Below are 14387 nucleotides of genomic sequence, written 5' to 3'. Positions count from 1 at the left end.
CTTGTTATGGTCGGGTTTTTTTATGAATTAAACTTTTTATCTTAAAGTTGCTCCAAGTTCAGTTTCAAAAGTTTGTTGCAATTTAGACATGATTTTATCAATCTGACTGTCTGTAAGCGTTTTGGAATTGTCCTGAATGGTAAAACTTAACGCGTATGATTTTTTGCCTTCCGGAAGATTTTTTCCTTCATATACATCAAACAAATTAATGTCTTTTAAAAGGGCTTTCTCCGTTTGTTTAGCCAAATTGAAAATACTTTCATATGTTGTGCTTTGGTCAATTAACAAAGCCAAATCCCTGCGAACTTCAGGATATTTAGGAATTTCAGAATATTTGATTTTTCCTGTAATAATTTTAAGAACTAAATCCCAATTAAAATCAGCATAATAAACATCTTGTTTGATTCCGAAATGTTTTAGAATAGATTTCTTAACTACACCCATTTCTACTAAAGTATCATTATTGTAGCAAATTGCAGTTCCTTCTGAAAAAATATCAGATTGAACCGGGGAATTTGAAATTTTATCAATTCCCAAACGGGCAACAATTCCTTTAACAAATCCTTTTAATAAAAAGAAATCAGTAGTTTTTTGTGGATTTGTCCAGCTTTCTTTATTTCTGTTTCCGGAAATTAATAAAGAAAGATGTTTATGTTCCTCATATCCGTTAAGATATTTATGATAGGATTTCCCGAATTCAAATAATTTTAAATCTGCATTCTTTCTATTGATGTTATACGATATCGCTTCTAAACCAGAAAACAACAAAGACTGACGCATAGTTGATAAATCACTGCTTAATGGGTTCAGCATTGTTACATTGTGTTCTTCTTTTAAAGAAGCAGATAATTTTGCATATGCTGCAGTAGTCAGCGAATTGGCCATCATTTCATGAAAACCCTGGGAATTCAATTGTGAAGCAATAACATTTTGCACTTTATAATCTTCAGTTCTGGGTGAGTTTGAAACAGTTGCATTGAATTTCTTAGAGAAATTAATATTGTTATAACCATAAACTCTTAGAATCTCCTCTATTACGTCAATTTCGCGTTGTACGTCAACACGGTAAGCCGGTATGGTTAATCCTAAACCAGATTCAGAAACACTATTTACTTTAATGTCTAAAGAAACCAGAATTTTTTTGATGGTATCTTTTGGAATTTCCTGTCCAATAATTTTATAAACATGACTAAAATTTAATAAAACAGAGAAGTCTTCTATTTTTTTAGGATAAACTTCCACAACGTCAGAGGTAAGTTTTCCACCTGCCACTTCCAAAATCAAAATAGCAGCACGTTTTAAAGCATATTCTGTAATGGTTGGATCAATTCCTCTTTCAAATCTGAAAGAAGCATCTGTATTTAATCCGTGTCTCTTAGCTGTTTTACGAATGCTTACTGCATCAAAATAAGCACTTTCTAAGAATATAGAAGTGGTACCATCTGTAACACCAGATTTTTTTCCTCCAAAAACACCCGCAATACACAACGGACCTTTTTCGTCGCAAATCATCAAATCTTCTTTGTGCAATGTTCTTTCAACATCGTCCAGAGTTGTGAATTTAGTCCCTTCAGGAAGTGTTTTTACAATTATTTTCCCGTTGATTTTTGCAGCGTCAAAGGCATGTAACGGCTGTCCTAATTCATGTAATACGTAATTAGTGACGTCAACAATATTATTTTTTGGAGTTAACCCAATAGCTTTTAAACGATCTTGTAACCAGGCAGGAGATTCCTGAACAGTGATTCCGGAAATAGTTACACCACAATATCTTGGCGCTAATTGAGGTTCTTCCACGTTAACATCAATTTTTAATGTACGCATGTCCACTCTGAAGTTGCTCACAGATGGCGTAATCAATTCTATATTTACACCACGTTGCAGCATTCCCGCTCTTAAATCACGAGCAGTTCCAAAATGACTCATGGCATCAGCACGGTTTGGAGTTAATCCAATCTCGAAGACTTCATCATTTGCAACTTTAAATACTACTGAAGCTGGAGTTCCAGGTTCTAAGGCATCATCAAGAATCATGATTCCGTCATGGCTTGTCCCTAAACCTAATTCATCTTCAGCACAAATCATTCCGTGACTTTCCTGTCCGCGAATTTTTCCTTTTTTGATAGTAAATTCAGCGCCTTCTTTATCATATAAAACAGTTCCAATAGTAGCAACTGGAACTTTTTGTCCTGCAGCAACATTGGCAGCACCACAAACGATTTGTACAGGAGCTTCTAAACCAATATTTACAGTTGTAACTTTTAATCTGTCGGCGTCAGGATGTTTTTCACAAGTAAGTACGTGTCCTACAACAACTCCTTCCAAACCACCTTTTATAGATTGGTATTTTTCGACAACTTCAACTTCCAGGCCTAGATCTGTCAGTAATTCTGAAGTTTGCTCAGATGTCCAATCTGTTTTAATAAATTGTTTTAACCAGTTGTAAGATATTTTCATGTTAACTATTTTGTTCTTGTATCAGGATACAAATATAAGGATTGCGAGTTGGAGTTGGAAACAATTTATTTGTTTTTTGCCTTAAAAATATACCGTTTAACGGAATTTAAAAACAATAAAACGAAAGAAAAAGTTAAGTAATCATGGTGAAATGAGTCCATAATACCTTTGCAGAAAGAAGATTAAATCAATTCTTCAACATGTTTTTTGATGTTTTCCGATATTTTTTTTGTCGGTAAATCATTTTCGTCATCCCCAAACGGATCTTCTATTTCTTCAGCGATAAGCTCTAAACTTGCCAGTACGTAAAAAATAAAAACAACCACCGGAGCTACATAATAGCCTAAGCTCACAGAATATCCAAAAGGCAGCGACATCGTATAAAAGAAAATGAATTTTTTAATAAAAGCGCTGTAGGAGTAGGGAATAGGAGTGTTTTTTATTCTCTCGCAAGCGCCGCAGATATCTGTAAAGGATTGTAGTTCTTCGTTTAAAATGATAAGCTGATCTCCCGTAATCTTCTTTGAAACATATAAATCATTGATTTTATGAAACATCATTCTTTTCACCTGGTTAGGTTTGTGTTTATGATGATCAATTTCCAGATCTACATCATCAAAAAGCTGCTTGCTGGTTTCAGAATCGTGGAGATGCTTGTGTAAAATGGCAGCATATAGCGGGATGAATTTCCTGAAAAATTTGCGGTCATTTTCATCTTTTAGTATGGCAGAAAGTTTTATGGCCAGATTACGACTGTTATTGACAAGGCTTCCCCACAATTTTCGGCCTTCCCACCAACGATCATAGGCGGTATTAGTTCTAAAAACCAGCAATAACGAAATGACAAAACCTAACATTCCGTGCATCACTGAAATGTTCTGAATAAAATCGCCTTTGCCTATTTTAAAATACACCACTTCGAGATAACCAACTGTTGCAGCATAAATTGCGATAAAAATCATTATCGTAAATAACTTTCGGACCGTATCTGATTTATGGAAATGAAAAATAAAAGTAAACCAATCTTTGGTGTTGTATGAAATCATTAAAGTGGATTTTAAAACAAATTTACTTTAAAAATTAATATTTCCCGCTAATTCTTTCAAAGCAATTTCAGATAATTTTGCCTGATATTGTGCATTGCTGTAACGCACTTTTGCATTGACATAGTTCAGCTGAGCCGTTCTGAAATCAAGTGTTGTAATAGTTCCGATTCTAAATTTATCTAGCGTAATGTCTAAATTTTGTTTGGCTATTGCTTCGTTATCCTGTTCTAAATCAATTAATTCTAAATTTGTTAAATACGTTTGAAAAGCGGTGCTCAGCGAAGTATTCAAAATCATATTTTGTTGCTCAATTGCAATTTGAGAATTCTCGATTTCGAGTTTTGCTACCTTTTCATTTCGATGTTGGTTAAAACCATCAAAGATGTTTAGGGTTGCATTAAAGCCATAATTTAAACCTCTTGCTGAAGACTGGCTTGTAAATCCTAAACTTGATTGGTTTTCTGAAAAATTGTAGCCAGAGGTTAAGTTTACAACAGGGTATCGGTCAGCTTTTACTTGTTTTAATTGTAATTCTGCTATTCGTTTGTTGATAATTTGCAATTCTAATCCAGGGTTTTGTTTCTGTGCCAACTCCATTAAATTAGCTAAAACAAGTGTATTATCAACAGTAACCAAATCAGTAACTCTAAAATCAATTTTTGGGTCACGCGCTAAATACTGATTCAGTAAAATTTTAGCATTTGAATACGATTCTTTTTGTCTTAATAAAGCAACCTGATCTGAATTTAAATCTACCTGTGCATTTAAAACTTCTAATTTTGAAGCTTTTCCAATACTAAAACGGTTCTGTGCTAATGTTAAACGTTGTTTCGAAATAACGATTGTCGTATCTAAAGCAGCCAATTGTTGTTGTTGTTGAACCAAATCATAATAAGCAGAATTAACCTGACCAATCTGGATTAAAATCGTTTGTTTTAACTGGGAATCACCTAATTTTTGAAGTTCTTTTAACTGATCAAGTCTTGCAAACATTTTCATACCATCAAAAACAGTCCAGCCTAAACTTACGCCGTAGTTCAAACTGTTATTTTTTGCGTTATCCAAGGAGGTTGAAGTGCCATCCTGACGCGTTTGTGATGAATTCTGGATGCTGTTATTATCTGTTACTGAAGCAGTAGCAACAGGTAACATTCCTGCGTTTCCAATAGTTACGTTGGTCTCGCTTATTTTTGTATTGTTTTTTGCAATCTTAATTTCAAAATTATTTTCTAAAGCTATTTTCATAGCATCTCCAATAGTCAGAACTTCCTGAGCATTTATATTTGTAATGCAAAAGAAGAAGAATATTAAACTGCGGAACAAAATTTTAGTATTCATATTTGTTTTCTTTTACCACGAATTCAATTGACTTAAATTCGCGGCTAATAAATTATTTACTTTCTTTTTCGTATTCGTCAATATGATCAAATTCCGGATAATGTTTTCTGGCTTTAGACCACATCAAATAAATCGCTGGAATAACAAATAGTGTTAATGCTAAAGAGAAAATAGTTCCCCCAACAATTACAACTCCCATTCCGATTCTACTTGTAGATGCAGCTCCAAGTGACATTGCAATCGGCAACGCACCTAAGGCAATCGCTAAACTCGTCATTAAAATTGGACGTAAACGTGCTTCTGAAGCTTCTAAAATGGCTTCTAATTTTGGTTTTCCCTGCTCTCGTAATTGATTTGCAAATTCCACGATCAAAATACCGTTTTTAGTTACCAGTCCGATAAGCATTACTGTTCCAATCTGGCTAAAGATATTCCATGTTTGATTAAATAACCACAAGGAGAATAATGCCCCTGCAACCGCCATTGGTACCGTTAAAATGATGATGAACGGATCGATGAAACTTTCAAATTGTGCGGCAAGAATCAAAAAAATTAATAATAAAGCCAGTCCAAAAGCAAAAGAAGTATTCGAGCTACTTTCAACAAAATCTCTCGATTCTCCACTCAAGTCGGTTGTGAAACTTTCGTCCAGAACCTTTGCCTTAATTCGGTTCATTTCTTCTATACCATCGCTGATACTTTTTCCGGGTGCTAAACCTGCAGAAACTGTCGCCGACATGTATCTGTTATTGTGATACAATTGTGGCGGATTACTTTGTTCTTCAACTTTAACAACGTTATCCATCTGAATCAATTCTCCACTTTTACTTTTTACAAACATCGATGTTAAATCCAATGGTTTAGAACGGTCTTTTTGATCAAACTGACCAATTACCTGGTATTGTTTTCCGTTTTTGATGAAATAACCAAAACGTTGTCCGCTTAAAGAAAGTTGTAAAGTCTGAGCAATATCAATGATTGAAATTCCTAAACTTTCTGCTTTTTCACGATCGATACTTACGTTGATTTCAGGTTTATTAAATTTCAGATTTACGTCTGTAATCGAGAAAACATCACTTTTACCGACTTCATCCATGAAAACTGGAATTTTTTCTCTTAATTTTTCAAAATTAGGAGCCTGAATAATATATTGAATCGGTAAACCTCCACGTCTGTTAACGGCAATTGTAGGTTGTTGGATAACAGATGTTTTAGCATCCGGATATTGTTTTGTCCATTTTGTTAGTTGATCGGCAATATCCTTTTGAGATTTTTTTCTTTCATCCGGCTCTTTAAGAGAAAGTCTGATAAAACCGGTATTTGTTGCTGAAGCACCAAAGCCTGGAGCGGTAATAACCAAGCTTACTTTTTTCTCCGGAATTGAATCGTCAACCAATCTTGAAATTTCCTGCATGAAACGATCTGTATATTCATAAGATGAACCTTCGGGAGTTGTCATACGCATTGTAACCGAACTACGATCATCATAAGGTGCGGTTTCCTTCGGAAGAATGGTAAAGAATAAATAAATTAATCCAAAACAAGCAATTAGAATAGGGAAACTAATCCATTTTTTGTCCATAAAGCGATTTAATGCATCGGCATAACCGCTATTTAATTTTTCGAAGAACGGTTCTGTTTTAATGTAGAATTTTGATTTTTTCTGCTCGCCGCCTTTCATTAAATAAGCGTTCAGCATTGGTGTTAAAGTCAGGGATACAAATGCTGAAATTAATACGGCTGCACCAATTACGACCCCAAACTCCCGAAAGAGTCGGCCTACGAAACCTTCTAAGAAAATTACCGGTAAAAACACAGCAGCCAATGTTACTGAAATCGAAATTACAGCATAAAAAATTTCGTTAGAACCTTTAATAGCAGCTTCAATTGGCGACATACCTTCTTCAACCTTTTTAAAGATGTTCTCCGTTACAACAATTCCGTCATCTACCACCAGACCTGTTGCCAAAACAATAGCTAATAAGGTTAAAACGTTGATTGAGAACCCGAATAGCCACATAATAAAGAAAGTTGCAATTAACGAAACCGGAATATCAATTAAAGGTCTGAATGCAATTGCCCAGTCTCTAAAAAATAAATAGATAATGATAATTACCAGAATGATAGAAATCCCTAAAGTTTCAGCAACCTCTAAAACTGATTTTTTTACGAAAATGGTATTGTCAAGAGCAATGTTTAGTTTAATATCTTTTGGAAGATCTTTCTTTAAAGCTTCGTATTTTTTATAAAATTCAGCTGAAATATCTAGATAATTCGCACCAGGCATAGGCACGATAGCTAAACCAATCATCGGAAGCCCGGATTGACTCAGTTTGGTTTCAATGTTTTCAGGACCTAATTCGGCTCCGCCAACATCACTTAAGCGAACAATTTTATCACCGTCAGTACGAACAATGATATTATTGAATTCTTCCGGTTTAGAAAGGTTTCCAACTGTTTTTACTGTTAATTCGGTATTATTTCCGGTTAATTTTCCAGATGGTAATTCTACGTTTTGTGCGTTAAGGGCATTGCGAACGTCAGCAACGGTACAACGGTATGCAGTTAATTTTACAGGATCAATCCACAGACGCATGGCGTAACGTTTTTGTCCCCAGATCTGGACACCGCTTACTCCGGGAATCGTTTCTAAACGTTGCGAAATTACGTTTTCTGCATAATCACTTAATTCTAACGAACTTCGGCTGTCACTTTGAACAGTCATCGAAATAATAGCGTCACTATCGGCATCAGCCTTAGATACAACAGGTGGCGCATCAATATCTTGGGGTAAACTTCTAATAGCTTGTGAAACTTTATCACGAACATCATTCGCAGCTTCTTCCAGATTTTTATCTAAATTAAATTCGATGGTAATATTACTGCTTCCCTGATTACTTGATGAAGTAATATTTCGAATTCCATCAATGGCATTTACTGCTTTTTCTAAGGGTTCGGTAATTTGTGATTCAATAATATCAGAATTGGCTCCGGTATAATTTGTTCTGATGGAAACCTGCGCGGGGTCAATTGATGGGAATTCCCGAACACCCAAAAATGTATAACCAATGAAACCGAATAAAATAATCAAAAGATTCAGTACAATGGTTAAAACGGGTCTTCTTATACTTGTAGTTGATAAACTCATGTGAGATTTTGTATTTTAGAGTTTTGATTTTAGAATAAAGAAAATAGAATAAAGAGGTGTAGATTTAAAAAAAGCATAACTCAAAATTCATAACTCAAAACTATTTTTTTACGTTAACTTTTATAGGTGCTTCGTTTTTTAATGACATAACTCCACTTGTAATCAGGGTGTCACCTGCTTTTAATCCTGAAAGAATTAAAATTGAAGCATCTGTTCTTGTTGTTGCATCAACCATAACTTCTTTAGCTTTTCCCATATTGGCGATATATACCTTTTTTCCGTCTTGTACAGGAACTATAGCTTCTGAGGGAACTACAATTGCATCCTTAATAATATTTAAAGGTAATTTTACATCAGCAAAAGTTCCGGGGAAAAGTTTTCCATCTATATTATCCGCAATAGCGCGAATTTGTAAAGTACGAGTTGCTACTTCTACTTCTGGTTCAATAGCATATATTTTCGCTGAATACACTTTATCAGATCCTGAAACTGAAAAATCTATTGTTGAACCTGATTTCACTTGCGAGGCATATTTTTCAGGAATAGAGAATGTTATTTTTACTTTTCCTGTATTCACTAATTTTGCTACTAAAACAGTTGGTGTTATATAGGTTCCCGGTGAAATAGAACGCAAACCAATTTTTCCTGAAAATGGTGCTTTTACAGAAGTTTTTGCAATTTGAGCTTTAATTAATTGCGTTTGTGCTTTCATAGAAGCATAATCTGCATTTGCAACATCAAATTCTTCCTGACTTATAGCTTCTTTTTGAAGTAATAATTTTGCTCTTCTTTCGTTTTCAGCTGCCAAGCCCTCTTTAGTCTGAGCTTGTCTTAATTGAGCTCTTAATTCAATATCATTTACCTTAAAAAGTATCTGTCCCTTATTTACATATGTGCCTTCAGTAAAATAAATACCTTCAACAATTCCCGAAACTTCACTGTGAACTTCTATTTGTTCATTGGCTTCAACAGATCCTGATAATGACAGGTTATTATCAAATGTAGAAGTTTTAACCACGATACCTGTTACAGTTGTTGGGCGGTCTTTATCACCGGACTTTTTAGATTCGTCGTTTTTGCTTTTGTTAGAAACAACTCTGTAGGCAATAAACCCTCCGAGTACTATAATTAACAGGGCATAAATTAGATTTTTTACTTTCATAAAATTGAGGTAAATGTTTTTTTGGGATTGTTTTTAGTAGCTTACAAATTTAACTTTTTGAACCGTAATCGAAAGAGGTTAGCTATTATTTAACATTTGTATGTACAAGTTTTTAAATTAGATTATGTATTGGACTGTTTCTATTCACAAAGGTTTAATGTAGAAGTAAAAAAAAAGTTTTTTTTATAATTAGATGACTATGTAATAGATCACAAAACGGCATTTAGAGTAATATTTTATTAAGTTTTTACTTATAAAAATAGTAAAATTACGTGTTTTAAAAGTAGGAAAAAACACATGAAGTTGTTTTTTGTTGTATTTTGTCTGATTTATTTTGCTGTTTATCGATTTTATTTGTAACATTGATAAGGTTAAACAATGTGATGATTTTTTTGTGAGAATATTAATGTTTTACTGTGTAAAACGTTAATAAATGTAGGTTTTTTATTTGTGTTAAGTTGAATTTTTTGCTTTTTAAGAATGAATAAATTAACAACTGTTTATATTTTAAATTAAAAATCGTCTCTTTATGAAGAAAAAATTACTTCTTGGTTTATGGTTTACTTTTTTACTTGCTGCAATTTCTTATTTGTTTTGGCAAAACGAATTTAAATACAGTTTGCCAACACCGGTTCCTAAAAATTACCATGAGATAGCCATGGGGAGTAAAATTGATTTAAAATGTTGTGTGACGGATCAAAGGCCAGTTTTTATACATTTTTTTAATCCTGATTGTCCGTGTTCCCGTTTTAATATACCTCACGTTAGTGGCCTGATTAAAAAGTACGGAGACAGAATTAATTTTAAAATTGTGGTTCTGAACAAAGAGAAGACTTTTACAATCGAAGAAATTCAGAATAAATTTGATGCTGAGATTCCTGTTTATTTTGATGAAGAAATAGCAAAAAATTGTGGTGTTTTCTCAACACCTCAGGCAGTTCTTGTTGATGCTTCTCAAAACTTATATTATCGTGGTAATTATAATAAAACAAGATATTGCACTGATGCAGATAGTAATTATGCCGAGCAAGCAATAGATTCTTTATTAAGTCATACAAATGCCCCTTCATTTGATGCGTTAGCTCTTCGAGCTTATGGATGTTCTTTACCAAAATGCACTAAATAAATCTAACCTTAACATTACCTAAATTATGAAAGCAAAAGCTAGTTTGAATGAACAGGATTATCTGCACAATTTCATGTCTACAATGACACAAAAATCAGATACGATTATTAATTATGTTCTCGCCATTTATTTTCTTCTCGGGATCGCTCTGGCTTTTAAATATGATACCTGGGAGATTGGAGCAGGAGTGGGAACATTAAATTTGTTAGCCTATTATTCGGCAAAATTTTTTCTTAAAAAGTCCAAATTTTATCAATATGTATTAGCGGTTGTGCTTGCCATTTTTATGGCGCAATATATTTATCAGATGCATGGTTTGTTCGAAATGCACTTTACGGTTTTTATTGCCAGCACAATCCTGATTATTTATCAAAACTGGAAATTACAAATTCCACTTACGCTTTTGGTTGTCTTACATCATGGAGCTTTGGCTTATATGCAAAACTTTATTTACACAGATCCAAAAGGAATACAATTGTATTTTTCACAAGTGAATTTTGATATGGAAACGTTTATTATTCACGTAATATTAGCTGCAGTCGTTTTCTTTATGAACGGATATTGGGCTTACTATTTTAAAACACATAGCCAAAACCACATTTCTAAAATATCTGATGAATATGAATTGGAAAATATGAAACTGGCATCGGCAAAATATAGTTCATTATCTGCCACTAAAGAATACAATGATTTTGTACACAGAACAACTTTAGATTTAAAATTACCTGTAAGTTCTGTATTAAAACTTATTGATGTTTCAAAAGGCCATACGGATAACGATAAGCTTTTAAGTTATTTAGATATGATGCGTGAAAGTGCCAAAAAAATTGATGATATGGTGAATGATATTCATGTTAAGTCTATTAATAGCAGACCATCACATTAAAGTCTTTTAATTTATTTATAATCAATAATTTATGCAATTAAATAGTATACTCAGAAAGTAATTACATATTAATTTTTAATACAAAATTTATGGATATCAGAATTACCCGCCCGACCCCATCAGACAGAGAAGTTGATTGGAATAAGAATAAAGTACTACTTAGCAAAACAGATACAAAAGGAACGATTCTATACGCCAATGAAGATTTTATTGACGTATCTGGTTATGATGAATTTGAGCTTATTGGACAGCCTCATAATTTAATTCGCCACCCTGACATGCCTAAAGTGATTTTTAAATTGCTATGGGATAGTATTAAATCGAGTAAAAATATTCACGCCATCATCAAGAATATGTCTAAAACGGGTAGATATTATTGGGTAATTACCGATTTTAAAATCATAGCCGATTCTGATGGAGAGATCGTTGGATATTTTGGAACAAGAAAATCCGTTTCAGAGGATATTATTGTAAAGTTTATCGAACCTCTGTATAAAAAGCTTTTGCATATCGAAGAAGCCAGTGGAATGTTAGCGTCTGAGGAATACTTGACTGGCTTTTTAGAGGAACGCAAAAAAACATATATGGAATATATTGATCATCTTGTTACAACGGGAAAAGATGATAAAAACAAAGTAAGTAAAGGTCTTTTTAATGGTCTCTTTGAAAAGAAAGAAGCGCCTAAAAAGAAATAGTTTTTTTAAGTTGCTAAGCTACTAAGATTCTAAGGTACTAAGATTAAAAGCTTAGCGACTTAGAATCTTAGCGACTTAGAACCTTAAGAAATATAATTCCAAATGTTTTTCTTCTTCGTCAATTCTATAAAAACAGCTTTTAGTACAGCATGTTCCGGTTTTTGAAGTGGACCGTCTTCCTTCAAGATTTTCATTGCATAGTTTCTTGCTAAACTTAAAATATCACGATCTCTAACTATATCTGCAATTTGAAGGTTTAAAACACCACTTTGTTGTGTTCCCATTAAATCTCCCGGGCCACGTAGTTTCAGGTCGACTTCTGCAATTTCAAAACCATCATTCGTCTGAACCATAGTCTCCATACGGGTTTTACTATCAGTACTTAATTTATGACTCGTCATTAAAATGCAATAACTTTGTTCGGCTCCACGACCAACGCGGCCACGTAATTGGTGTAGCTGTGACAATCCAAAACGTTCAGCACTTTCTATAATCATTACACTCGCGTTCGGAACATTTACACCCACTTCAATTACTGTTGTTGCCACCATAATATTGGTTTTTCCTTCAGAAAAGCGTTTCATTTCAGCATCTTTATCGGCCGGTTTCATTTTTCCATGTAAAATCGAAATCGAATATTGAGGCAGCGGAAAATCACGCGAGATACTTTCGTAACCGTCCATTAAATCTTTATAATCCATTTTTTCAGATTCCTGAATCAACGGATAAACAATATAAATTTGCCTTCCTAAGGCAATTTCGTCACGCAGGAATTTCCAAACTTTCAAACGATTACTGTCAAAACGATGTACAGTCTGAATTGGTTTTCTGCCAGGTGGCAATTCATCAATTACAGAAATATCCAGATCTCCGTATAAACTCATCGCCAAAGTTCTCGGAATAGGAGTAGCGGTCATTACTAAAACGTGTGGCGGAATATCATTTTTTTTCCACAATTTCGAACGTTGTTCTACACCAAAACGATGCTGTTCATCAATTACAGCCAAACCTAAATTTTGGAATTGGACTTTATCTTCTAACAAAGCGTGTGTACCAATTAAAATATGTAAACTGCCATTTTCAAGTTCTTCATGAATGATTTTTCGGGCTGCTGTTTTGGTTGAACCTGTCAGTATTTTGATATTAAGATTTAAAGTTTTAGCTAATTCTGATAAACCAATAAAATGCTGATTGGCAAGAATTTCTGTTGGAGCCATTAAACACGCCTGAAAACCATTATCAATAGCCAAAAGCATACTCATAAAAGCCACAATAGTTTTTCCGGAACCAACATCTCCTTGTAATAAACGATTCATTTGGGCATTACTTCCCATGTCCGCACGAATTTCTTTTATTACTCTTTTTTGAGCATTTGTTAATTCAAAAGGCAAATGGTTCTGATAAAATTCATTAAAAAGCTCACCCACTTTTGTAAAGGGATGCCCTTTTATTTTGTGTTTCCGAATTAGGTTTTTAGTAATTAACTGAAGCTGAATAAAAAACAATTCCTCAAATTTCAATCGGAATTGGGCTTTCGCCAAAGCATCAGTACTTTTTGGAAAATGTATGTTGAATAAAGCCGCTCTTTTTGGAATTAATTTTAATTCTTCAATTAAATAGGGCGGAAAAGTTTCGGTAAACAAAGCTTGGGTTTCCAAAAACAATTGTTCCATCATTTTATTAATGGTTCGATTTGAAATTCCTCTATTGGCAAGTGTTTCAGTTGAAGGATATACGGGTTGCATGGCTGAACGAAGACTTTTTTCGTGCTCGCTCAATAGTTCAATTTCCGGATGTGCCATACTAAACTGACTTCCATACAAAGAACATTTTCCAAAAATTACGCAAACTTCATTCAGCTTTAAACTTTCACGAATCCATTTATGCCCCTGAAACCAATTAAGGTCAATTTGGCCTGTATCATCCACGAAAGTGGCCACCAAACGCTTCTTGTTTTTCGCAAATTCAACCGTCTTTATATTGATGATTTTACCAATAATCTGAACTTCGGCTCCTGTATTTTGAAGTTCATTTATTTTGTAATAACGCGTTCTGTCAATATATCTATTCGGAAAAAAATTAACCAAATCTCCGTATCTATGAATGCCCAATTCCTTGCGAAGCAACTGGCCACGACTGGGACCAACGCCTTTTAAGTATTCGATTGGGGTTTCAAGGAGATTGTTAGACATTTTTTTTGACTTCTTAGATTTTAGACTGGCTTAGATTTTAGAAAATAGAGTATAGAATAAGGAACATAGACAAAAATCTATTCTCTTTATTTTATACTCTATTTTCTTTCATCTTTGGAAAAGCGAAGATAGATTTTAATTGGGAAATTTGAAAATGAATAATGTTTAGGAATTATTACTCTGACAAAAAGAAGCGCTTTGTTTTTGAATTGAAAAGCAAAATGTTTTTTGTACGTATAAATACCTGATTTTTAAATAATTTAGAATTTAAAACTAAAAATTATCCTACATAATGGTATCTTTGTTTATATATGAGTTTTAGTTAAGATAAATTGAT

8 protein-coding genes and 1 pseudogene are annotated in these 14387 nt (G+C 33.6%); 3 read left to right on the top strand and 6 right to left on the bottom strand.

Annotated features, from left to right (window positions below; translation table 11 throughout):
• Positions 1 to 36: 36 nt before the first annotated feature.
• The 5 genes from pheT to IHE43_RS14675 all read right to left on the bottom strand — a co-directional run bounded on the left by pheT (position 37) and on the right by IHE43_RS14675 (position 9151).
• Positions 37 to 2457 carry a phenylalanine--tRNA ligase subunit beta gene (gene pheT / locus IHE43_RS14695; protein WP_192184583.1) on the bottom strand — a complete coding sequence of 807 codons (2421 nt, stop codon included), beginning with the start codon at positions 2455 to 2457 and terminating at the stop codon, positions 37 to 39.
• Between the two features lie 182 nt (positions 2458 to 2639).
• Positions 2640 to 3503, bottom strand: coding sequence for a bestrophin family protein (locus IHE43_RS14690; protein WP_192184582.1), 864 nt, complete (start codon positions 3501 to 3503; stop codon positions 2640 to 2642).
• Positions 3504 to 3530: 27 nt separating this feature from the next.
• Positions 3531 to 4841: a TolC family protein gene (locus IHE43_RS14685; protein ID WP_192184581.1), complete on the bottom strand. Its 1311-nt coding sequence runs from the start codon at positions 4839 to 4841 to the stop codon at positions 3531 to 3533.
• 52 nt (positions 4842 to 4893) lie between these two features.
• Positions 4894 to 7989: an efflux RND transporter permease subunit gene (locus tag IHE43_RS14680; protein WP_192184580.1), complete on the bottom strand. Its 3096-nt coding sequence runs from the start codon at positions 7987 to 7989 to the stop codon at positions 4894 to 4896.
• 100 nt (positions 7990 to 8089) lie between these two features.
• Entirely contained in the window at positions 8090 to 9151 is a 1062-nt protein-coding gene (locus IHE43_RS14675) for an efflux RND transporter periplasmic adaptor subunit (protein WP_192184579.1), read from the bottom strand.
• A gap of 529 nt (positions 9152 to 9680) precedes the next feature.
• Between IHE43_RS14675 and IHE43_RS14670 the strand changes: the two genes are divergently transcribed.
• The 3 genes from IHE43_RS14670 to IHE43_RS14660 all read left to right on the top strand — a co-directional run bounded on the left by IHE43_RS14670 (position 9681) and on the right by IHE43_RS14660 (position 11858).
• Positions 9681 to 10277 carry a redoxin domain-containing protein gene (locus tag IHE43_RS14670; RefSeq protein WP_192184578.1) on the top strand — a complete coding sequence of 199 codons (597 nt, stop codon included), beginning with the start codon at positions 9681 to 9683 and terminating at the stop codon, positions 10275 to 10277.
• 25 nt (positions 10278 to 10302) lie between these two features.
• Positions 10303 to 11163, top strand: coding sequence for a hypothetical protein (locus IHE43_RS14665; protein WP_192184577.1), 861 nt, complete (start codon positions 10303 to 10305; stop codon positions 11161 to 11163).
• An 89-nt stretch (positions 11164 to 11252) separates the two neighbouring features.
• Positions 11253 to 11858, top strand: coding sequence for a PAS domain-containing protein (locus IHE43_RS14660; protein ID WP_192184576.1), 606 nt, complete (start codon positions 11253 to 11255; stop codon positions 11856 to 11858).
• 83 nt (positions 11859 to 11941) lie between these two features.
• Here IHE43_RS14660 and recG read toward each other — a convergent pair.
• A pseudogene (gene recG, locus IHE43_RS14655) lies at positions 11942 to 14053 on the bottom strand (ATP-dependent DNA helicase RecG); the annotation flags it as partial.
• Positions 14054 to 14387: the final 334 nt, after the last annotated feature.

Origin of the sequence: Flavobacterium sp. MDT1-60 (genome assembly GCF_014844035.1) — a bacterium.
In the GTDB taxonomy this organism is placed as follows: domain Bacteria; phylum Bacteroidota; class Bacteroidia; order Flavobacteriales; family Flavobacteriaceae; genus Flavobacterium.
Note: the sequence above shows the minus strand (reverse complement) of the source record. Positions and strands in the feature narration are given on the sequence as shown.